The sequence below is a fragment of the Dysosmobacter sp. Sow4_B12 genome (assembly GCF_052116665.1).
In the GTDB taxonomy this organism is placed as follows: domain Bacteria; phylum Bacillota; class Clostridia; order Oscillospirales; family Oscillospiraceae; genus Oscillibacter.
Map to the genome: position 1 here is coordinate 610804 of NZ_JBQKKR010000001.1, position 20834 is coordinate 631637.

At 54.1% G+C, this 20834-nt stretch carries 27 protein-coding genes, 1 tRNA gene, 1 pseudogene and 1 other annotated feature; of the genes and pseudogenes, 14 read left to right on the top strand and 15 right to left on the bottom strand.

Translation table 11 applies throughout. The features are described from left to right. Positions 1-67 precede the first annotated feature (67 nt). Together obgE and ACTQ4R_RS03155 are read left to right on the top strand one after the other, a co-directional pair. On the top strand, positions 68-1351 hold the full coding sequence (obgE, locus tag ACTQ4R_RS03150; RefSeq protein WP_441625745.1) for a GTPase ObgE: 1284 nt from the start codon (positions 68-70) through the stop codon (positions 1349-1351). 158 nt (positions 1352-1509) lie between these two features. After that, positions 1510-1758: a binding site (T-box leader), on the top strand. A gap of 89 nt (positions 1759-1847) precedes the next feature. After that, positions 1848-3230 carry a TrpB-like pyridoxal phosphate-dependent enzyme gene (locus ACTQ4R_RS03155; RefSeq protein WP_441625747.1) on the top strand — a complete coding sequence of 461 codons (1383 nt, stop codon included), beginning with the start codon at positions 1848-1850 and terminating at the stop codon, positions 3228-3230. A gap of 51 nt (positions 3231-3281) precedes the next feature. Here the strand turns inward: ACTQ4R_RS03155 and ACTQ4R_RS03160 are convergent, their stop codons facing one another. Together ACTQ4R_RS03160 and ACTQ4R_RS03165 are read right to left on the bottom strand one after the other, a co-directional pair. Beyond that, a complete protein-coding gene (locus ACTQ4R_RS03160) occupies positions 3282-4475 on the bottom strand; it encodes a coenzyme F420-0:L-glutamate ligase (protein WP_441625749.1) in 1194 nt (397 codons plus the stop codon). 80 nt (positions 4476-4555) lie between these two features. Further along, positions 4556-5173, bottom strand: a complete 618-nt coding sequence (locus ACTQ4R_RS03165) for a tRNA (mnm(5)s(2)U34)-methyltransferase (RefSeq protein ID WP_441625751.1) — start codon at positions 5171-5173, stop codon at positions 4556-4558. A gap of 154 nt (positions 5174-5327) precedes the next feature. On the opposite strand from ACTQ4R_RS03165, the gene ACTQ4R_RS03170 reads away from it, so the two are divergent. Continuing rightward, positions 5328-5435 (top strand): small, acid-soluble spore protein, alpha/beta type, encoded by a 108-nt coding sequence (locus ACTQ4R_RS03170; protein ID WP_441625753.1) that lies wholly within the window; start codon positions 5328-5330, stop codon positions 5433-5435. A gap of 94 nt (positions 5436-5529) precedes the next feature. On the opposite strand, the gene ACTQ4R_RS03175 is transcribed toward ACTQ4R_RS03170, so the two are convergent. The 6 genes and pseudogenes from ACTQ4R_RS03175 to ACTQ4R_RS03200 all read right to left on the bottom strand — a co-directional run bounded on the left by ACTQ4R_RS03175 (position 5530) and on the right by ACTQ4R_RS03200 (position 8557). Beyond that, the gene (locus ACTQ4R_RS03175) at positions 5530-5691 is read right to left on the bottom strand and encodes a hypothetical protein (RefSeq protein WP_441625755.1); all 162 of its coding nucleotides are present in this window, start codon (positions 5689-5691) and stop codon (positions 5530-5532) included. A gap of 24 nt (positions 5692-5715) precedes the next feature. Next, positions 5716-5865, bottom strand: coding sequence for a hypothetical protein (locus ACTQ4R_RS03180; protein ID WP_441625757.1), 150 nt, complete (start codon positions 5863-5865; stop codon positions 5716-5718). Positions 5866-6304: 439 nt separating this feature from the next. Continuing rightward, complete coding sequence (locus ACTQ4R_RS03185; RefSeq protein WP_441626007.1) at positions 6305-7087, bottom strand: DUF3854 domain-containing protein; 783 nt, start codon at positions 7085-7087, stop codon at positions 6305-6307. A gap of 51 nt (positions 7088-7138) precedes the next feature. Continuing rightward, positions 7139-7396 (bottom strand): annotated as a pseudogene (locus ACTQ4R_RS03190) (CHC2 zinc finger domain-containing protein); the annotation flags it as partial. 29 nt (positions 7397-7425) lie between these two features. Next, positions 7426-8244, bottom strand: a complete 819-nt coding sequence (locus ACTQ4R_RS03195; protein ID WP_441625759.1) for a hypothetical protein — start codon at positions 8242-8244, stop codon at positions 7426-7428. Positions 8245-8293: 49 nt separating this feature from the next. Further along, a complete protein-coding gene (locus tag ACTQ4R_RS03200; RefSeq protein WP_441625761.1) occupies positions 8294-8557 on the bottom strand; it encodes an ATP-binding domain-containing protein in 264 nt (87 codons plus the stop codon). 19 nt (positions 8558-8576) lie between these two features. On the opposite strand from ACTQ4R_RS03200, the gene ACTQ4R_RS03205 reads away from it, so the two are divergent. Next, complete coding sequence (locus tag ACTQ4R_RS03205; RefSeq protein ID WP_441625763.1) at positions 8577-9281, top strand: metallophosphoesterase; 705 nt, start codon at positions 8577-8579, stop codon at positions 9279-9281. A gap of 258 nt (positions 9282-9539) precedes the next feature. After that, a tRNA-Pro gene (locus ACTQ4R_RS03210) sits at positions 9540-9615 on the top strand. Between the two features lie 380 nt (positions 9616-9995). On the opposite strand, the gene ACTQ4R_RS03215 is transcribed toward ACTQ4R_RS03210, so the two are convergent. Next, positions 9996-10577 (bottom strand): hypothetical protein, encoded by a 582-nt coding sequence (locus tag ACTQ4R_RS03215; protein WP_441625765.1) that lies wholly within the window; start codon positions 10575-10577, stop codon positions 9996-9998. A gap of 356 nt (positions 10578-10933) precedes the next feature. On the opposite strand from ACTQ4R_RS03215, the gene ACTQ4R_RS03220 reads away from it, so the two are divergent. From ACTQ4R_RS03220 to ACTQ4R_RS03240, 5 genes are all read left to right on the top strand, one after another. After that, complete coding sequence (locus ACTQ4R_RS03220) at positions 10934-11260, top strand: adenine-specific methyltransferase EcoRI family protein (RefSeq protein ID WP_441625767.1); 327 nt, start codon at positions 10934-10936, stop codon at positions 11258-11260. 390 nt (positions 11261-11650) lie between these two features. Continuing rightward, a complete protein-coding gene (locus ACTQ4R_RS03225; protein ID WP_441625769.1) occupies positions 11651-12565 on the top strand; it encodes a transposase in 915 nt (304 codons plus the stop codon). Between the two features lie 18 nt (positions 12566-12583). After that, positions 12584-13084, top strand: a complete 501-nt coding sequence (locus ACTQ4R_RS03230; protein WP_441625771.1) for a transposase — start codon at positions 12584-12586, stop codon at positions 13082-13084. Beyond that, entirely contained in the window at positions 13066-13428 is a 363-nt protein-coding gene (locus ACTQ4R_RS03235; RefSeq protein WP_441625773.1) for an adenine-specific methyltransferase EcoRI family protein, read from the top strand. Before ACTQ4R_RS03230 ends, ACTQ4R_RS03235 begins: the two co-directional genes overlap by 19 nt. Before the next feature lie 51 nt (positions 13429-13479). Beyond that, positions 13480-13704 (top strand): transposase, encoded by a 225-nt coding sequence (locus ACTQ4R_RS03240; protein ID WP_441625775.1) that lies wholly within the window; start codon positions 13480-13482, stop codon positions 13702-13704. Between the two features lie 62 nt (positions 13705-13766). On the opposite strand, the gene ACTQ4R_RS03245 is transcribed toward ACTQ4R_RS03240, so the two are convergent. Then, positions 13767-14660, bottom strand: a complete 894-nt coding sequence (locus ACTQ4R_RS03245; protein WP_441625777.1) for a LysR family transcriptional regulator — start codon at positions 14658-14660, stop codon at positions 13767-13769. Between the two features lie 193 nt (positions 14661-14853). Here ACTQ4R_RS03245 and ACTQ4R_RS03250 point away from each other — a divergent pair, with 193 nt between their 5' ends. Further along, positions 14854-15873: a 3-phosphoshikimate 1-carboxyvinyltransferase gene (locus ACTQ4R_RS03250; protein WP_441625779.1), complete on the top strand. Its 1020-nt coding sequence runs from the start codon at positions 14854-14856 to the stop codon at positions 15871-15873. Here the strand turns inward: ACTQ4R_RS03250 and ACTQ4R_RS03255 are convergent. Further along, positions 15804-16142, bottom strand: coding sequence for a PrgI family protein (locus tag ACTQ4R_RS03255; protein WP_441626009.1), 339 nt, complete (start codon positions 16140-16142; stop codon positions 15804-15806). The two genes, ACTQ4R_RS03250 and ACTQ4R_RS03255, sit on opposite strands and share 70 nt — an antisense overlap. Positions 16143-16254: 112 nt before the next feature. Between ACTQ4R_RS03255 and ACTQ4R_RS03260 the strand changes: the two genes are divergently transcribed. Continuing rightward, on the top strand, positions 16255-16593 hold the full coding sequence (locus ACTQ4R_RS03260; RefSeq protein WP_441625781.1) for a molecular chaperone GrpE: 339 nt from the start codon (positions 16255-16257) through the stop codon (positions 16591-16593). Here ACTQ4R_RS03260 and ACTQ4R_RS03265 read toward each other — a convergent pair. Further along, on the bottom strand, positions 16590-17435 hold the full coding sequence (locus ACTQ4R_RS03265; RefSeq protein WP_441626012.1) for a hypothetical protein: 846 nt from the start codon (positions 17433-17435) through the stop codon (positions 16590-16592). The two genes, ACTQ4R_RS03260 and ACTQ4R_RS03265, sit on opposite strands and share 4 nt — an antisense overlap. 79 nt (positions 17436-17514) lie before the next feature. Between ACTQ4R_RS03265 and ACTQ4R_RS03270 the strand changes: the two genes are divergently transcribed. Together ACTQ4R_RS03270 and ACTQ4R_RS03275 are read left to right on the top strand one after the other, a co-directional pair. Beyond that, positions 17515-17787: a type II toxin-antitoxin system Phd/YefM family antitoxin gene (locus ACTQ4R_RS03270; RefSeq protein WP_441625783.1), complete on the top strand. Its 273-nt coding sequence runs from the start codon at positions 17515-17517 to the stop codon at positions 17785-17787. Beyond that, positions 17774-18076, top strand: a complete 303-nt coding sequence (locus ACTQ4R_RS03275) for a type II toxin-antitoxin system RelE/ParE family toxin (RefSeq protein WP_441625785.1) — start codon at positions 17774-17776, stop codon at positions 18074-18076. Before ACTQ4R_RS03270 ends, ACTQ4R_RS03275 begins: the two co-directional genes overlap by 14 nt. 44 nt (positions 18077-18120) lie before the next feature. Here the strand turns inward: ACTQ4R_RS03275 and ACTQ4R_RS03280 are convergent, their stop codons facing one another. The 3 genes from ACTQ4R_RS03280 to ACTQ4R_RS03290 form a co-directional block, all read right to left on the bottom strand. Next, positions 18121-18432, bottom strand: a complete 312-nt coding sequence (locus tag ACTQ4R_RS03280) for a formate hydrogenlyase (protein WP_441625787.1) — start codon at positions 18430-18432, stop codon at positions 18121-18123. After that, positions 18429-20111 (bottom strand): VirD4-like conjugal transfer protein, CD1115 family, encoded by a 1683-nt coding sequence (locus ACTQ4R_RS03285; RefSeq protein ID WP_441625789.1) that lies wholly within the window; start codon positions 20109-20111, stop codon positions 18429-18431. The genes ACTQ4R_RS03280 and ACTQ4R_RS03285 overlap by 4 nt, the downstream gene beginning before the upstream one ends. A 120-nt stretch (positions 20112-20231) precedes the next feature. Beyond that, positions 20232-20831: a DUF3801 domain-containing protein gene (locus ACTQ4R_RS03290; protein WP_441625791.1), complete on the bottom strand. Its 600-nt coding sequence runs from the start codon at positions 20829-20831 to the stop codon at positions 20232-20234. Positions 20832-20834 lie beyond the last annotated feature (3 nt).

The window sequence follows — 20834 nt, forward strand, 5'->3', positions numbered from 1 at the left end:
GTCGTATCCTGGGATGTGCGCGCCTCTACGGGTATACTAGGAATCAGTTTTGGAGGTGTGTTCTTTTATGGCAACTTCTTTCATCGACAAGGCCCGCATCACCGTCAAGGCCGGCAACGGCGGCAACGGCGTGGTGGCCTTCCACCGGGAAAAATACGTGGCCGCCGGCGGCCCTGACGGCGGCGACGGCGGCCGGGGCGGCTCCATCATTCTGCAGGTGGACGACAACCTGTCCACGCTGATGGACTTCCGCTACAAGCGCAAGTACGTGGCCCCCAACGGCATGGACGGCCAGAGCGCCCGCAAGTCCGGCAAGGACGGCGCCGACCTCGTCATCCGGGTGCCCCGGGGTACTCTGGTCCGGGACGCCGAGACCAACGAGATCATCAAGGACATGAGCGGCAAGGAGCCCTTTGTCCTGTGCAAGGGCGGCCGGGGCGGCTGGGGCAACATCCACTTCGCCACTCCCACCCGGCAGGTGCCCCGCTTCGCCAAGGCAGGTCTGCCCGGTGAGAGCCACGATGTTATTCTGGAGCTGAAGCTGCTGGCGGATGTGGGCCTCATCGGCTTTCCCAACGTGGGGAAGTCCACCCTCTTGAGCGTGGTCTCCAAGGCCCAGCCCAAGATCGCCAATTACCATTTCACCACCCTGTTCCCCAACCTGGGCGTGGTGTGGGTGGACGAAGGCGTCTCCTTCGTCATGGCGGACATTCCCGGCATCATTGAGGGCGCCAGCGAGGGCGCCGGCCTGGGCCACGACTTCCTGCGGCACATTGACCGCTGCCGCCTGCTGGTCCACGTGGTGGATGTGTCCGGCAGTGAGGGACGGGACCCGGTGGCGGATTTTGACGCCATCTGCGAGGAGCTCAAGCAGTACAGCCCGGAGCTGGCGGAGCGGCCTCAGATCGTGGCTGCCAACAAGGTGGACATTATGGAGGACCCGGAAAACCTGGAGCGCCTCCGCGCCCATGTGGAGGGCAAGGGCTACTCCCTGGTGGAGATCTCCGCGGCGGCCCACCAGGGCACCCGGCAGCTGGTGGGCAAGGTGGCCCAGATGCTGTCCGTGCTCCCGCCTGTCACGGTTTACGAGCCGGAGTATGTGCCCCGCCCGGCGGTGGTGGACACCTCCGCCCCTCTGGACATCCACCGCTCCGACGACGGCACCTGGCTGGTGGAGGGTCCCTGGCTGCAGCGGCTCATGGGCAACGTCAACTTCTCCGATTACGAAAGCCGGATGTATTTCGACAAGACTTTGCGGGAGTCCGGCCTGTTCCAGCAGTTGGAGGACATGGGCATCCAGGACGGCGACACCGTGTCCATGTACGACTTTGAATTTGAATATCAGCGCTGACGGCACCGGCGGGAAGGAGGTATCTTCTTCCCGCCTTTTCCATATTCCACAAATATATTCCGCTCCTATTTTCAAATTTGTGTCATATCTTCAAAATTTGGCCGCAGGTCATTGACAAATGGATTTTGTCGGAGTACACCTGCGCTAAGTTCAAAGGAACAAAACCGATGACGCAGACGAGTAGGCAGAACGAATCTCTCCCAGAGAGCCGCCGGCGGTGGGATGGCGGCAGAGAGGACTTTGCTGAATGGACTGCGGAGGGCGGGCTGAACGGGGCTTTCCCCAGTAAGTACCGACGGGCTTTTCCCCCGTTACCAAGGAAAGACGTGTGTTGGCACGTCGCCGAGCGGACGAGTGATCGTCAATTTGGGTGGCACCGCAGAAGTTTTCAGACTTTTGTCCCAAAGGAACCATTGGAATGGGTCCCGGAGGGATGAAGGTCTTTTTTTGTTTGCCTCTGTCCCGGGACCCCAGCGGCATGAAAGGAGCAAACACAATGACTACCGAAAAAATCCCCTACAAGATCTATCTGTCTGAAGACGAGATGCCCCAAAATTGGTACAATGTCCGGGCGGACATGAAGGTGAAGCCCGCCCCGCTGCTGAATCCCGGCACCGGCGCGCCCATGGGCTTTGAGGACCTGCGGCCTGTGTTCTGCGACGAGCTCATCCGACAGGAGCTGGACAACGACACCCGTGAGATCCCCATCCCCCAGGAGATCCGGGACTTCTACAAGATGTACCGTCCCTCCCCCCTGGTGCGGGCCTACTGTCTGGAGGAAAAGCTCCAGACCCCAGCCAAAATCTACTACAAGTTCGAGGGTAACAACACCTCCGGCTCCCACAAGCTCAACAGCGCCATCGCCCAGGCCTATTACGCCAAGCAGCAGGGTCTCAAGGGCGTCACCACCGAGACCGGCGCCGGCCAGTGGGGCACCGCCCTCTCCATGGCCTGCAGCTATCTGGGCCTGGACTGCAAGGTGTACATGGTGAAGTGCTCCTATGAGCAAAAGCCCTTCCGCCGGGAGGTCATGCGGACCTACGGCGCCTCCGTCACCCCCTCTCCCTCCATGGAGACCGCCATTGGCCGCAAGATTCTGGCGGAACATCCCGGCACCACCGGCTCGCTGGGCTGCGCCATCTCCGAGGCGGTGGAGGTGGCCACCAGCAATCCCGGCTACCGCTACGTGCTGGGCAGCGTTTTGAACCAGGTGCTGCTGCACCAGAGCGTCATCGGCCTGGAGACCAAGGCGGCTCTGGATAAGTACGGCATCGTCCCCGACATCATCATCGGCTGCGCCGGCGGCGGCAGCAACCTGGGCGGCCTTATCTCTCCCTTCATGGGTGAGAAGCTGCGGGGTGAGAAGGATTACCGCATCATCGCCGTGGAGCCCGCCTCCTGCCCCAGCTTCACCCGGGGCCGGTTCGCCTATGACTTCTGCGATACCGGCATGGTGTGTCCCCTGGCCAAGATGTACACCCTGGGGAGCGGCTTCATTCCCTCCCCCAACCACGCCGGCGGCCTGCGGTATCACGGCATGAGCTCCATTCTCTCCCAGCTCTACCACGACGGCTACATGGAGGCCGTTTCCGTGGAGCAGACGAAGGTGTTTGAGGCGGCGGAGCAATTCGCCCGGGTGGAGGGCATCCTTCCCGCTCCCGAGTCCAGCCACGCCATCCGCATCGCCATCGACGAGGCCCTCAAATGCAAGGAGACCGGCGAGGAAAAGACCATTGTCTTTGGCCTCACCGGCACCGGCTATTTCGACATGGTGGCCTATGAAAAGTTCCACAACGGCCAGATGAGCGACTACGTCCCCACGGATGAGGAGCTGGCCGCCAGCTTCGCCCAACTGCCCAAGGTCCCCGGTCAAGACTGACCACATCCTTAAAAGCCCCCGGCACCGCATGGTGCCGGGGGCTTTGCCGCTTTACTCCGTGGTATAGTTATCGAAGTATCCCTGGATATAAACGATGGGCGTTCCCTTATCGCCGGAGCCGGAGGTCAAGTCGCACAAGGAGCCGATCAGATCCGTCAAGCGGCGGGGCGTGGTGCCCTCGGACGCCATTTTGCCCACCAGGTCACCGTCCTTTTTCTGGATCTGCTCCTTGATAGCCGCCTTCAGCGCCTCGCCGGACAGGTGGGCGAAGTCGTTGTCCGCCAGGTATTTCAGCTTCAGCTCATTGGGGGTGCCCTCCAGGCCGGCGGTGTAGGCGGGACTGACCACCGGGTCCGCCAGCTCCCAGATCTTGCCCACCGGGTCCTTGAAGGCGCCGTCGCCGTACACCATGACCTCCACGTGCTTGCCGGTCTTTTCCAGCAGGCGCTCCTGGATCTCCTCCACCAGCCGCTGGCAGTTCCGGGGGAACAGCTTCACCTGCTCCTCCGTGGATTTGTTGGAGCCCAGAAGGCCGTAACGCTCGTTGCAGCCGCTGCCGTGCACAGGGGCGTTCAAGATCTCATCCAGGCCGAACACCCGCCGGCCGCCGGCGGCCTTCAGCAGCCGCTTGGTGCGTGCGCGGGTGTGGATGTCGCAGCAGAGGACATCCTTGGTGTAGTCCAGGATGGCCCGGGGGTCGTTAGCGAAGATGATCTCCGCCTCCGCTCCGCACTCCCGGATGAGGGATTCGTAATACGCCACATAGTCCACGCCGGTGAAGGGATGCTTTTCATAGCCGAACAGCTCCCGGTACTTCTCCAGCGTCAGCACGTCCCGGTAGGGGTCCACGCCCTTTTCGTCCAGGGCGTCCAGGCTGACCAGATGGTTGCCCACCTCGTCAGAGGGATAGCTGAGCATCAAAACGATCTTTTTGGCGCCCTTGGCGATGCCCCGCAGGCAGATGGCGAAGCGGTTACGGCTGAGAATGGGGAAGATGACGCCCACGCACTCGCCCCCCAGCTTGGCGCGGACATCCTCGGCAATATCGTCCACAGACGCGTAGTTGCCCTGGGCACGGGCCACGATGGCCTCGGTCATGGCCACCACGTCCCGGTCCCGGATGGTGAAGCCGTCGTCAGCGGCAGCCTCCAGCACGGAGGCAGTGACGATCTCCACCAGGTCATCCCCGCTGCGGATGATGGGGGCGCGAATGCCCCTGGATACAGTACCAACCATTCGGCTCATAGACAAACACTCTCTTTCTTTTTCTTTTCTCAATAGATGCGGTGATGCTGTTTTCTTGCCTCTACCAGCATACCAAGAAATCACGCGTTTGTAAATCGGGTCTCGGACAAGGCCCCTGCGGTTTTCTCCGTCTCAGCGGTCCCGCTCTCCTTCCAGATGAAAATAGGCATGGGCGGCTCGCCGCGGCGGTTGCTCCACTGGCAGCACAGCACTGTGTACGCCCGGGCGTCGATGGACGCCAGGTGCGCCAGCACGGCGTCCCGCTCCTCATAGCCGTTCTCCTTTCCGTAATAGAGGGCAATGGCCATGACGCCGCCGGGCCGCAGCAGCCGCAGCCCCGCGTCGATGGCTGCCACGGAGCTGTCCGCCAGTGTGAAAATAGTGGGATCGCCTCCCGGCAGGCGGCCGAAGTTGAACACCACGCAGTCCACGCTCTCCGGCCGGGCGTACCGCTCCATATTGGCGTGGCTGTCCTGCACCACCCGGGCGGAAAGCCCCTCCCGCTCCAGCAGGGTCCGGGTCTCCTCCACCGCCTCCCGCTGGATGTCAAAGGCCAAAACCGTCCCCCGCTCCCCGGTCAGGCGGCACAGCAGGGCGGTGTCCCGGCCCCGGCCCGCCGTGGCGTCGATGCAGAAGTCTCCCTCTTTCACGTGCCGCCGCAAAAATTCATGCACCAGTCCCAGCGTGTTGCGCTGCATCTCTTTCGCTCCTTTTTCATTTTGTCTGACGCTGCATATTCGCGGAGAAAATTTCCAACGAAAAAACAGCATATTCCCCCTTTTTTCGAGTCAAACTATGCTCGCGATACCCAGAGAACCAGCAAGTATGATTGATGAAAAGGAGAAACAGATTATGTCTAGCAAGAATTCCAACAAGATCAACGTTCCCGAGGCCCGCGCCGCTATGGATAAGTTCAAGATGGAAGCTGCCGCTGAGGTTGATGTACCCAGTTCATATTAAATACTATATCACAGACGATACATGACCCACTACTAAAAAAGGCTGAACACCAGCGGTGTTCAGCCTTTTTTGCCCTTTGGGGGCGATTATGCCTTTATGCAATTTCGGTGAAGTCATCGTTTTTCTTCGCATCGTCCTTTTTCTTTTCAGAAATCAGACGCTGGACAAGCAAATCCTTTACGCTTTTACCAGGCGTGAAGGATCGCTCCACGATATAGGTGCCTTCTCCGATTTTTACTTCATTTCTGTTTTCCATCTTCTATCCTCCGATATATCCTGATCACTCGTCCTGCCCCGTCTGAGCACTCACTAAAGTAAACAGAGGGAACACATCGTAGTTACCATCCTTCGCAGACTTGAGTCCCAACTCACGAAGAACTCGTTTCTGAACTTCCGGCTTCAAATCATCTAAGTAAATATCAATCTCCATGCTGCTCCTCCTCAAGATAAAACTGTTTCAAATTGACCCATTCGCAGTCCGGATAATGCCTGCGTTGGCAGGATAGGCAATTGGTGGTACAGCATTCCTCCAACCAACATGTACGGCATGTGTTTTCGCCGATGTAGTCACTGGAAGCATACCAAAAGCCTAAAGGGTGCTTCTTGATGAGCCATCCTCCACAGATGTCACAGGACTTTTCCTCCCAGACCACATCTGCAACTTTGTCCCACTCAATCTGTTCCCCACACATTGGGCAGAACCGCCACGACTCTTGATTGACATCCTCACTATGCTGTAACTTTGTCCCGCATGCTGAACAGTAATAGCGCTTTATTACGTTGGGCCGTTCTTGCTGGATTTTTGGTATCATTCTCAATCACTCCTAACGCCTGGGGCTGCAGTACTCATGCACTGCAGCCCCATCAAATCATTTACTTCGAAATAGATGCTTGTATAAGTCGTCAATTCCTTTCTGCCTCCGACTCCAAGTAATGGGAGCCACTTCAAAGCCAGCTTCAGCTCCGAGTTCGATATAGCGATCCCGCGCTGTTCTTACCTTGTCGTTGTCCTGATAGTCAGAGTCGATCATGATATTCAACCTTTGAACCCCCAATTCACTTAGTTCCTGAAGAAGCCTCTCGTACTGAGAATAGCTCGGCACACCAGTAAGGCCTGCAAAACCACACTCATATTGGCTTCCAAGTGCGAAGTGATAGGCAAGATCCGCCTTCATTACACCCTCAGTCACGCAGACGACTTCGTCGCCTTCTTGAACTCCGACATAATGAGGGCAGCATCTGGCTGGGGTTCCATAGTACTTATCCACGCTGGTCAAGTTATAGAATTTCTGATTATAAACCCGATCCAGCCGAACCTGTATTGCCTCAATCTGACCATTAAAATTGCGGTCGGGAATCATAATGCCAGACCCTCTGATGTCCAGAGTCCATTGTCCAGTCTCTTTCTGGCAATAGAATCCCGGGACACCATCCAGAACACAGCCACGCTCTAATAACTCCGTTACAATGCGTTTGAGCCTTATTGTCGGAGTTGTGCGATAGCCCAACTGCTCAATCTCATCAAGGGTCAGGCCGCGCTCTCGTAAGGAGGCTTGATGCGTAGGACACAGAGAAAGCAGAGAAAGGAGATTGGAGTAGGTGTTATCCCGGACTTCGGCTGATGCAATTGGCAACTCCACCGTCTCAATCACTCTTCGCTTCGGACTATGCACTCGGGCATTTTCTCCACTCTCGGAGCCAAATACCTTGCAGAGTTCCTCATAGGCAGTATGGAGTGAGACATCGCAGAACTCTGCGTAAAGGTGGAGGATACCTCCACCTTTCCCGCAGCGATTGCATCGAAACACATTGTCTCGGATCTTCACATTCAAATGAGCTTTTCGGTCTGCGCAAAATGGGCATCGGCAGTGTAACTGTGTGCCGGTATCCCGTATGACCTCGATACCAAGCAAGTCCACTACCTGCTCAATATCACATGGCAGATCAGGTATTCTGCCCATCAAAGACCACCTCCCTCATTGGGGATTCTTCAGCTTGCCATTTGGCCTGCCGCCTCTAGGAGCTTGATTGCTCCCGCTTTCAGCGCGAGATTATGACCAGAGTAGTTCTTGACATACCAAGCCAAATCGCCAGGGCTCTTCATTGCAATATCCCCGAGCGTCCAGCCGGAGAACTTCCCAAAGTCGATTTTCACCATCTTAGCCTGATCTACAGTCATGACCTGCAGGTACTCATCCACAGTCTTCGGGGGCTCCGGTGCAGGTGCTTTCGGTGGTTCAGCAGGAGGCTGCGCTTGGGGCTTTACCTGCTGCTTTGGAGCAGGGATCGGAGTAGCCGGCTGCGCTGCTGTAAAACTCACCGCAACGCTACCAGGATGATCCTCTTCCTCATCGGGCGGCATCTTGATAGGTGCATCAGCGATAATGCTGGTTAAGGCCTCACCATTCATACAGAACTGAGTACCATATCCCGCATCTGCCAGGGCTCTGCCTTTGGCAACCGTCTCCGCAATCTCCAGGAACCGGTCCCCGAAGCGTTCCTCTGTCGAGAAACGCTGTGAGTACGCCTTCCCAATGAACTGATCGGCAGGATCGGTTTTGTCCGCGTAGACCTTACAGCACACAACTGCACTCTTATCGTCCAATTGCACGATCTCAGGCTCGATCTTCCCATTCGGACGGTGCAGTCGGAACCACAAAAGGCGGTATTTTACATCGAGGTAGAGATCGTTCTCACCCTCATCGCCCACCGTAATCCTTACAAAGTCCGCCGGGTTGAAGCCATCGACAGCATTGATAGCAGGGATCGCATTTACATTCAATTCACTCACGTTATTTCGCCCTTTCATAATAAATGTAGAAACGAGGTGGCTTGTGACCACCCCGTTTCCCAAAAAATTACGCCACTCGCTTGCTCATCTCGCGGTTATAGTACGCCACGATTCGATCAGCAAGGACGGTATTCCTTTGACCCACATCACACTTGTGGATCGCAATGTAAACTGCCTGTCGCTGCCCAATCAGGATCACTTTCGCCTTCGCTCTGGTCACTGCCGTGTAAAGCAGATTCCGACGCAGCATGATATAGTGCTCCTTCAGAAGCGGCACAATAATGAAGAGGTCTCCGCTTTCATCGCAGGTGATTTCCTCTTCAAAGCACATACATGGCTTTCATTCGCAGTTGATTGCCGCTCTGAATCAGGCCGGCTTTTTTGCGGATCAGCAACCACATAAACTCATTGTTCTTGGGGATCTCTTTGATCGCGGTAAAGAGGCCAAAGAATTAGAAGCATTCATATCCGATCTCATGGACAAGGACCTTGTCATACTCATACGGGGTAATCATGAGGATCTGTATGAAGATCTCGTAACTGTTGATAAAGGGATTGGATTAAATCATCATATAAGCAATGGAACCTATGATACCGCTCTTCAGTTGTCCGGGTTTGATCCTGTGATCGCCACAATCCGTCACTACGATTTTGCGGAGGCAGCTCAGCAGACAATCTATTATCAAAAAATCATCCCTGCAATGCGTGATTTCTATGAGACTGAACACTATGTCTTCGTACATGGCTGGATTCCTTGTTTCCGAGAGCGCCATGGATATAGTCACATCAGTGATTGGCGCAAAGCCTCAGATGATTTATGGAAGAATGCCCGCTGGGTGAACGGCATGGCAGCTTACGCTACGGTCTATGAAGAAGATAAGGTGATCGTATGTGGACACTGGCACACTTCATATGGTCATTCCAAGATCGATCATAACGGCTCCGAGTTCGGCTCCGATGCAGTTTTCACCCCGTTTTATGGCAACGGCATTATTGCATTAGATGCCTGCACATCAAAGACTGGGTTTGTAAACTGTATTGTACTCGAAGAGTAGTACAATTGCAGACTGGACAGACGCGCAATCACCTGCTATAATAATTGGATGTATCCGGGTGTAGCGCAGTTGGTAGCGCGCTTGCTTTGGGAGCATAGGTCTTTCTATCCACGATGGGAACAGCCAAAGCCCGGAAGCCCTTGCAACACGGGCGTTTGCGGGATTTGCACCGGCTGCGAAACCGGACCAAGAAACCGCTTTGACCACATAAATGACCACAGACAAGAAAAACTTTCTAAGAACGAAAAAAGTCAATAACCGGGATTAGCGCAGTTGGTAGCGCGGGTGGTTTGGGACCATCAGGCCGGGAGTTCGAGTCTCCCATCTCGGACCATAAAAAAACAGCTATTTTCTCCTGAAAATGGCTGTTTTTATAACTTTTTCAATACTTTTTAACGCTACGCCTTTATTTTGACCACATGTGAATCATTTCGGAAAAACTGCTTTTTCTGTACTTCACACAAGAAAAAGGAAGAGAATTTCATTTTGTTTAAGCTAATCAGGAATAATTTGAGCTCAATGCTTTGACCACAATTGTAATCACTTTTTTGAAATACAGTTAGGATTAGCTTAAAAGCGTTTTGGATATTCCATCGAATGTGCGTGAAGTAAATCAGAGAATACGATAGGTATCATGTACATCCTATTTCTGGTATGCTATTGTAATGCTTTTATTACATGTAGCGCTATCGCGATTGAATTACTCAAACGCCTTCAGCTTTTTCTCTGCATCAGCGGCGACTTCGGAAGGCATGTTGCATATGCTTTGGCTGACCAACTTAAGCGGGCGTTCTCACTCCAAGCGTTGTACTGGTCATGGTCCATGGGAAGTAAGCTGCCGCGTTCGTTTGGCGCGGCTTCCTGGTAGCGCAGGAAGCGCTCATACATACGGTCACGCATCTGGTCGCAGATCAGAAGCGCCTCGTCCTGGTCCTTTTTTCGATTTCTGCTAAATCTCGAGCCTCGATCCTTGCAGCGATAACCGTCAGTCACTCTGTCACAGTACAGGTTGAGTTTTTTTGTTCTCGGGACAAAGTAACCCCAGCAGTATTCGCACCGGGCGATCCGCTGTGTGTCCTGCTGGAAGTAGAGCGTCAGTTCCAGAAGTCGAAGGTCAAGCAGCGAAGAGACCACAAAGGACCGACCACGTTCGGGAATGCCGTTCAGCCGAGCCGGATCGCAGGCCTCCGCGATGTCAGGATATACTCTCCGCAGCTTTTCAAAACGTTCCTCCTGCGTGGCACGATCCATCTTGTCAAAAGTCATCTCGAAAATATTCCGCAGGAGGGTCTGCACACGAATCGGCTTCTCCGGGATGCGGAGCAAGTTCGCTCCTGCGTATAGCGGGATAAAAAACAGGCGTCAAGCGCGACGCCCTGTTCGGTCACTTCTGCCCGCAGTGCGGGCAGTTGCGGGAGTTTTCGGGGAGTTCCAAAGTGGGGTCAAAATCGAAGGGGGGCTATCACTTCTGCGGTCGTCATCCCAGAAAGCCTACTCCCACAAGAAAAAAATAGGGGTCATGCCCCGGAAAGGAGCTATTTTGAGCAAGAAAGAAAAATTCGCTCTCTACCTGACGCCTGAGAAAAAGGCAATTTTGGAAAAGCGGTACCAACCCCGCCTTTTCCTTATTTCGGGAATTTCTGGCCTGGATCATGGAGGCAGACAAGCAGTTCCTCATCATCGGGGATCAGAACGCCTTGACCTGCAAAGAGATCTTCCCTCTCATCCAAGCGAACAAGATTTGGCTGGGAAAGGGATTTCAACGGAACGCCGGGTATTTTGAGAGCCCCTGTCCGGACACCTCCGCGGCCACGGAACATCAGGCGGGGCTGATGCGCATCCCTGGAGTGTTGTGGTTTACCAACCTGGATTACGGGCGGCGGCACCAACTGCTGGTGTTGCGGACCATAGCGGAGAATCTTCAATTCAGCCGACACAGGAAAATCCGGGTGAACGGCTACCTCCATTATGATAATTAGGGCCTACTGAATGACTGACTATTTTGAGAGAATCGCAAATTATATGTCAGAATAGCCAAAAAAATATGCCGAAATCAACAAAATTGCGAAGATAAACAGGAGCTTTACACACCTGTAAAAATGTAGCCTGTTGTACTGACTTTGGTATCTGCAAGATTATTTTCAAGCAAAGCAAAAACAGGCTTGCAGTTGACCCACTGGTTATGAGCCTCAATCCATTGATATTACTGGATTTTTTCTGCTTTTCGCCCCGTTCAGTAGACCCTAATTAATGTCTGCTGAATAATTGAAAAATCCTTACAGTGCAAGCTGTTGAGGCTGATTTGTGATATAATAAGAGTATCAAAAAACGCAAGAATCAGGCAAAAACCTTGCACTTGGAGGACAGCTATGTATCGTTACAGCAATGGTCAGATCAGCTTGGCAGATTTCAAGCAGCCAGTCGGCATGAATCTGAAAGAGAGCAACCGGTGGGTGAAAAAAGCACAGACAATCCCGTGGCTGGAGATTGAGAAGCGGTACGCTGCGCTGTTTACCAACCGCAAGGGCAACGTAGCCAAACCGCTGCGCCTGGCTCTGGGTGCCTGCATCATTCAGGCGGAATATGGCTATTCCGATGAGGAGACTGCATTGCAAATCCAGGAGAACCCGTACCTGCAGTACTTCTGCGGCTATCCCGGCTATGATGACGAAAAACTGCCCTTTGACCCATCCCTGATGGTGTACTTCCGCAAACGGTTGACGCCGGAAGTTCTGGGTGAGATCAATGAGATGATCGTGCGGGACGCAAAGGAGCGTCAGGCAAAAGAGGCAGAATCCAAGGATGATGGTGATGACTCTGATGACCACCCGGGAACTGGCGGAAACAGCGGCACTATGATTGTGGACGCCACCTGCGCGCCGTCCAATATCCGTTATCCCCAGGATGTTTCTTTACTCAATGAGGCCAGAGAGAACGCCGAGATGCTTCTGGATGTTCTCCATGATCCCGCAGGCGGAAAGAAGCCCCGGACTTACCGCCAGCGTGCCCGGAAAGATTACCTGAAATACACAAGATGCCGCAAGCATACTGCCAAGATGACCCGCAAAGCAATTGGAAAACAGTTGGCCTACCTCCGGCGTGACCTTGATGCCGTTGATGAAAAACTATCTCTTGGAAAATCTTTGACCATAAAACAGGTGGAACGTCTGAATACGATCCGCACCATCTATGAACAGCAGAAGTACATGTACGATAACAACACCCACCGTGTGAGTGACAGAATCGTCAGTGTGAACCAGCCCTTTATTCGTCCCATTGTATGAGGAAAAGCAGGCAAGCCGGTGGAGTTTGGCGCAAAGCTGGACATCAGTGTTGTGGATGGGTGGACACGGTTGGAATGCTGCTCCTTTGATGCCTACAACGAAGCTGGAAATCTGCAGGAGATGGCAGAACCGGTCCGGGAGCGGGAAGGGCATTACCCCAGCCGCATTCTGGCGGACAAGATCTACCGAAACCGTGAGAATCTCAACTATTGCAAGGCGCACGGAATCCGGCTCTCCGGTCCGGCACTGGGTCGCCCCAGGAAGGGAGAAACCAGAGACAAAGCTCAGGATTACCGGGATGAGTGCGAGCGTGTGGAAGTGGAGCGCAGGTTCAGTCTGGCAAAGCGCAAATGCGGCATGGGGCTGGTCACCGCAAAACTGCGGGAAACCGCTGCCCATGTGATTGCCATGTCCGTTCTGGTGCTGAATCTCCGCAAGATTCAGTGCGCCATTTTGCAACTACTTGCGTTTTTGCCAGCACTTCTCTCACCTAAACAAAAATGGGCCATTGTTCAGTAGTCATTAATTATGACGCTCTTGAGGTGCCCTTCTCCGACGCCATCCCCGCCGACTACGACGGCGTGATGGGGGTACCCATCACCTTTTTGCAAAAATACTGCCCGGAGCAGTTTGAAATATTGGGGATTACTCTGGGAAAAGATTCGGGCTACCCTATGACCGGCATGTACGAGAACCCCGTCCAGCACAACCGGGACGGCAGCATCCAGAACGGCTGTGCCGTCAATTTCCGGGCAGCAGTCCGGGCAAGCGAGAAATCGGCTGATTCTGTCTACTATACAGCCGACGGTGTGGACGGCTATCTGCTCAGCCTGTACCCTCGTATCTTGATCCGGGAAAAATAACGGATCCGGCAAGGAAATTTTCCCTGCCGAATCCAAAATTCATCGTTGTTGTTGCTAGAACATATCCTGTCTCTGACTGACCAGGCGGATTCGCTGGAAAAGCAAATTGCATCACTTCTCAAAAAATTTGATCCCCAGCTGACATCCATCCCTGGAATTGGCACTGGCCTGACAGCAGCGATTTTGAGCGAAATCGGCAATATCTCCCGGTTCTCTTCCTTGGATCAACTGCTGGTTTACGCGGGGCTTGACCCATCCATTATCTGCCCTTCATGATGCCGTGCAACTTCTCGTCCACTTCCTCGAAGCTCCAGCTTATGGGGCGTCCCCGATGTTTCCTATCTTGCCGAGTCCAGAATAAAGCGGCAGAATTCGTCCAAAAGCTCGATCTCTTGGGCGTTTTTTCGATACAGCACAGCAGTCATGGTGGGGATCTCCGGCAGGAGAGGGCGGCTGATAATTGGCGGGACCGCATACCGTGCCGCCACGCGGGAGGACAGAAAACCGACGCCGACGTTGGACTGGATCATACCTTCCATGCTGTGGATCGCAGGGCACTCATACACCCTGGCGGGGACGACTCCTGCCTCCGTCAGCGCGGTATCCATGTGCCTGCGAATGCTGGATGTTTTATTCAGCATGATGATGTTGCGATGATTCAGATCCTCAATCCGAATGGCGGAACGATCTGCGAGAGGATGCTTTTCATGAAGCACCACGTGAATGCAGTCCCGGGAAAGGGGCGTCAGGACCGTGTTTTTGCCCAGGCTCTGCAACTGATCGGAAAAGATGTTTGCGATCACGACGTCAAGCTGATTGGACAAAAGGTGGTCGATCAAAGCGCTACTGTTATAAATCTGAAGATTGACCGAAACATCCTCCTGATGGGTCTGAAACTGATGAAGCGTATCGAGCAGGTTAAGATGGGTGAAGGTTGGCAGGACACCCACCTGGAGGGATCGGCCTGTAGAGCCGCGCAGGTGCTCGACCTCCTCGAGAAGGCGCTCGTAGGCGCTCAGCAGTGCGGAGGCATGCTGCAAAAAAGTCTCGCCCTTCTCCGTTACTTTGACAGATCGGGTGGTGCGATCAAACAGAACAAAGCCAAGCTCCTCTTCCAGACGGTGGATCTGCTGGGATAAGGACGGCTGGGTGATATACAGGCGTTCCGCCGCTTTGGAGAAGTTTCCACAACGCGCGATCATTTCGGCACTTCGAATCTGATTGATGTCCATCCCGTCAGCCTCCAAACAGAAAGATTTCTATAATTTTTTATATTATACCATTGAATTGCGATATTTTAAAGCAAGCCTTCAGATATTTATAGGCATTTGTTATAAATATATATATATCAAAACAGTTTCTCTTTTTGCGTTTCCTCCTTTATACTGTAGCTATGAAAAACAATATAAACGGAGGGTAATGCACATGAAATTCTTAGTGAACAAGACTGATAAGCTTAGCGGCACCATCACCATTCCGGGCAACAAATCCGGCACGGCCCGGGGCCTGATCCTCGGCGCGCTTGCCGACGGCGAGTCTACCATCAAGAATCCCCTTCACAATCTGGACAGCTACTCCATCCTGCACATGCTGGAGGATATGGGCGCAGAGTTTGACACTTCCGACGAAAACCTCTGGCGCGTCAAAGGCACCGGCGGCAAGCTCAAGCAGCCCATCAATGTGCTCAACGCAGGCAACTCCGGCACCGGCTACTACTGCTGCACCTGGCTCGCTGCCAGCATCCCTTCCAAGTGCGTCATGACCGGCGACTATCAGATCTGCTATCGTCCGGCCGGTCCCCTGGTTGAGGCCGCAAACAAGCTCGGAGCCTCCATCGTCTCCACCCGCGACAACGGCCTGGCTCCCCTTTGGATCAAGGGCGGCATCAAGGGAGGCCAGCGGCTGACCTTCCCGGGCCACAATTCCCAGTGGTACACCGGCCTGATGATGATCGGCTCCCTGATGGAGGGTGACATCGACATCGACATCGATGGTGAGACTCTGGAGATCCCCTATGTGGATATGACGATGGGCATGATGAAGCAGGCCGGCGTCGAAGTAGTCAATGATAACTTCCGCCACTACAAGATCTTGGGTGGCCAAAAGTACCACGCCACCGACTTTGTGATCCCCGGCGACTGGGGCAGCAGCGGCTATCCCGCCTTTGCAACTGCTATTACCAATTCCACGGCAACCTTCCTGAACCTGAACATCAACGACTACGCAGGCGAGAAGGAATTCATCAACGTCCTGAAAAAGGCCGGCTGCACCGTCGAAGAGGTCGATGGCGGTTTCCGCGTGACCGGCACCAAGTACCTCAAGAGCCAGGTCATCGACTGCTCCGGCATGCCCGATGCGGTGCCGATCCTTGCGGTTTACGGTTGCGCCTGCGAGGATGGGAAGACTTTTGCGTATAAATTGTCCGATTTGAAGACGAGCCTGTGAGGATATAAAAATTCCGAACGAATATAGGCAAGAATGAATTGCTCCAGTGTCATGCCGTTGTACTGGAAAAAGCCGCCCAGGGCGAAGGGAAAGGCCGCCAGCACACAGACCCAGCCGATCTCGCCGGTGCCGACGACTGTGCGCAGGCCGAAGTAAACGCCCACAGCCACGGCAACGGCCAGCAGGGCGAAAATGAGCTGACGGAGCGAAAGCCCGAAAAACAGGCTCTCCTGATAATTTCTGACTTCCTTGTTGATGCGTACCTCTATATGAGTTCACCTCCATTTTCGTTCTCAATTATCGCCAGACAGAGACTTGCAATCTCTGCCGGGGTATGCTAACATGCCACAAACCATCAGGGAAATAGAGGAGGTTGTGACAATGCTGTATTTCATGCTCGGTGCGGGAGTCCTTGCGCTCTCTGTTGCATTCCGCCTGGCCGCTGTATTCCGGCTGGCGATCCCGCTACTGTACGCGTTCATCGTTCCTACGCTGCTCCACGACTGGTTTTACAGCCATCAGGCCCTGGCCGAAGGCATCTGGTATGTCCTGCTGGGACTGGTGCTGCTGTCTTGGGTGATCTCCCTGATTCGGAAGATCTCGGCCATCATCAGCCGGCTCCGCTGTGACCGGACAGATATGGAGCTGTTTGCAGACCGGGTGCGGGAGGCCCGTAGAAATGGCGAGTCCGCTGTCCGCATGGACAGCCTTTGGGATTAACCCAGCCCCATCAGTTCCCGAATCAGCCGGTCACTCATCTTGATTGCCCCCACCAACACCAGCATGTTGAAAATCAGTTCTCCGATATAGTTCCACACAATCGTGGCCGCAGCCAGCGTATCGTCCGCAATGGCGGGCGGGCTTGCGGCGAACTGCGAGAAAATGACACAGGCCAAAACAATGACACAGCCCTCCAGACAGATGGCGGCGTAGCTTTTTACAAAAGCAACGCCAATGCTGCTGGAGGGCTGTCCTGCGAAACTGGCCAGTGGAATGGGAGCAATGGCCGTGGCCATGTAGAGCTTGAAAAATCGGCTGTACACCGTCAGAATCATGACAAGCGACAGCACCCAAATGAACAGGGACCCCAGCAGCGTCACCGCCCACAGTGGGATGCTCTCCAAAAAGCCCACATTTTCAATGATGGTCACCATTTCATCCGGCAGTTCAGTGACGGACATGGTTGTCAGACCGGATGCGCCCATGATGGTGGAGATGGTGCCTTGGGCAATGCTGAACAGGGACATCATCAGATCCATGCCGTAGGTGACCGCTGCCTGCGCCAGCGCGAACCGCACAAAGGTCTTGAGGGCCATCTCCGGCCGTTTCAGTTCCGTAAAGCTGCCACAGGTTTTCACAACGCCTGCTACAAAAAACAGCACCAACAGCGCATAGCCAATGGCTTTCAGTGCGTCGTTGATGTTTACGATCACCGTCCAGATTCCACCGCCTTTGAAATTCTCGGGCGATGTGGAGAGGAGCGTCCAGATTTCGGCCAGTTTATCATTCCATGTGGCGAGGGCGGAGTTGAGATTGTCTATGATCCAGTTTCCACTTCCTATGATTTCACCTTCTTTGTAATTCGTGTTGATATTTACTCATAATTTTGCTATACTATGATTGAAACAAGGAGGTGCTTTTATGCCGAGTATTCGTCCCATTTCCGATCTGCGCAACAGTGCCAACGAGATTTCAGACTTCTGCCGTCAGACCGGTGAGCCGGTCTACATTACCCGCAACGGAACCGGCGATATGGTGGTCATCAGCATGGAGGAGTATGAGCGTCAGCAAGCACTTATTGACCTCTATGGTAAGCTGGCGGTAGCCGAACAGGAAATTGCCTCCGGCGCAGAGGGTGAGGACTTCCTGACGCTGGCCAAGTCTTTGCGGGGGCGTGTCCATGGAAGCTTATAAAGTCAAGATTTTTCCCACGGCCAAGCAGGACTTGGAGGAAGTCATCGGGTATCTGAATACATTGTCCCCGGATGCCGCTCTGAAATATTATGATCTGCTGGTTGAAGAGATCGCCAGTCTGTCAAGAATGCCGGAACGCTGCCCAAAGCCGAAGGATCTGGCACTGGCTGCCAAGGGTTACCGCTATCTTATCGTCAAGAACTATTTGGTTTTTTATGTGGTTGTCGGAGATACCGTACAGATCCGCAGAATTTTATATGCCCGCAGGGACTATCGGTCTTTACTGTAAAACGAATGACCGGGTGCATGGTTTGATGCACCCGGCCATTTTTTTCAGCCGGTGATGAGGGTGAGAATCTCCTTGGTAAAGGTGATGACGATGCCGCCTGCCACGGTCAGCATGCCGTTGGCCCGCTGAGAGGGATCGTGGCTCTTGAGGGACAGGCCGATCTGCAAAATGCCGAAGCCAAGCAGGATCATGCCGATAGCGCGGATGAGCGAAAAAATGAAATCACTCAGATTATTGACCACCGTCAGAGGATCGTCCGCGGCAAAGGCAGGGCAAATAGTTACGGCCATAGCCAGCACAAAGCAGGCAAACAGTGCGTAGATGCGCTTTACCCGTTTTTCAAATTTATGGTTCATGCTACATTCTCCTTATTATCGTTGTTTTCATCGGCGGAAAATGCCGCGAAGAGTTCATGTCCAGTAATCGCCGGTGTATTGCTCGTTCCATGATGGATATAGGGCGGTCCGCCGCCCAGCGAGGTGTATCGGATGGCAGGGTGCTTGTTCAGGTCATACTTCAGGTCCATAACAGGCCCCGCCCCCCGAATCAGCAGGATCGCATAGCGGTTGTCCAGACGCCGCACTTCGTCCGGCGTCAGCAGTTCCCTTCCGCTGATCTGCATATTGGTGGACCACGATCCGGAGCGGCCCTTTGTTTCGCCGTGGGTTTTCGTGTCAATGGTGGACTTGCCCAGGGCTTCTGAGATGTACTTATGGGTGCTGGATTCGTTGCCGCCCAGATACAGCAGGCTGTCTGAATTTCCTGGGATTGTTTCCCATGAGTCCTTGAACAATTCCTTGATTTGCGCCATGTTCTGGATGATGGTGCTGCACGAAATATTGCGGGATCTCATGGTACTGAGCTCGCGGGGCAGCCCTGGCAGGTTGACTGAGGGCGCCTCGTCCAGTACGAAGTGAACATGCTGGGGCAGCGGGCCGTGGTGGACCTGATCGGCACAGTAGTACAGCGTCTGGAACACCTGCGAATAGAGCAGGCTGACCAGGAAGTTATACGTCGTATCATTGTCCGGGATCACCGCGTACAGGGCGCATTTCTTTTCGCCCAGGGTATAGAGGTCCATATCGTCGTGATCCGTGATGGCCTGGATCTGGGGCAGATTGAAGGGCGCCAGTCTGACTGCTGTACTTACCAGGATACTCTTGGCTGTTTTGCCGGCCGCCATTTTGAATACCTTGTACTGCCGCACCGCCACGCTGGTCGGGTTTTCCCGCTCTATGGCATTGAACAGCAGATCCAGCGGAGAGACATATTCTTCATCTTCTTCCTTCACTTCCGCATATTCCAGCACCCGCATGACCATGGAGAAGTTCTGCTCCTGTTCCGGAGCTTCCTGAAAGAGCATGAGGATGATGGCCTGCAGCAGCGCTGTTTCGGCTTTGGTCCAGAACGGATCGGATTCATGGCTTCCCTTGGGCGTGGTAGCCTGAATGAGATTGTTCACCAACCGAAGGGCGTCTTTTTCGTCCCGCAGGTAACAGAAGGGGTTATACCCATCTGACTGTTCCAGATTCACAAGATTCAGAACGCGGACATCGTAGCCCTTTTGTTTCAGATACCCGCCTGTGGCGGTCAGGATCTCCATTTTCGGGTCAGTGATTACATAATTGGTGTTTGCTTCCAGAATATTGGGAAGGACATAGCTGCGGGTCTTGGCTGCTCCGGAACCGCCGATGACCAAAATATTCAGGGAACGCCGGTGCTTGTGTGTATCCAGTCCCAGCTTGACGTGCTGTGTCAGGATTTTGCTCTGTTTCTGGCAGAACATGGCGTTGACCTGCCTGGGCGACGCCCATTGCGCGGAGCCGTGTTCCTCACCGTCACGGGTGCGGCCCTGAGTTGACTGATAGAGACAGATGCCCATGATATACAAACCGCTACAGGCCAGAATGGACATCATGCTGTACTGCGTCCAGTGAATATCCAATGGCGACTGCAAGGCGGAGGTCAGGTTTTTGATAAGGTCCGGCAGGCCGCCGCCGAGAGATTGTGCAATGAGCAGCGCCGCCCAGACCACAGGAATATACAGAAACTGGCCAACAATCCGGTCGCCTGCTCTGGGGGATTGCTTCAGTGGCTGTCACCTCCTAAATAATGAGGAGGGTCGCACCGACTTCGGTGCGACCCTTGATTGGTTTCATTTTGCTTTTCCCTGAGATTTGTTTTTTTCCTTCTGCCTGGCCGGAGCGGACTGCCGCTGTCTGTCGAGCTGCGCCTGATAGGCTTTTAGCCGCCCTTCCACCGAGGGCCGCTCACTCGTCATCCTCGCCGCGCTCTCTGCGCGTGTAGGAGAGCTGATGCTGGTAGCGGGCGAGTCTCGTTCCGACCGAGAATCTTTTTTTGGCGTTTCGGGCTGTTTTTCCTGTGACGGTTCCTCTCGCTGCTGCTTGGGCTTTTCCAGCTGATACAGCATGCGCTTGAAAATCATATTGGCCCGATCCAGTTCCGTCACCGGCATGACCACATCCACCAGCCTACCTTTGTCATCCATATCCTTGATCGCCGCATACAGCAGTTTCTGACGGCCAGCCGTCTTGCGGAATGCATGATACTGTTCCGGGGTCATAGGGAACACACGGATGTCCCGTGTTTCCTGCAGCATTTTACCCATACGAACCTTGCCGGACAGCTTTTTATGGCTTTTCGCCAAAGCCAGCGACATGGCCAGCAGGTTCTTTGCCGCCGATCCGGACAGCCGGACGGCTACCTCTCCGCCGGAGAGCATCATCCGTACCATCTG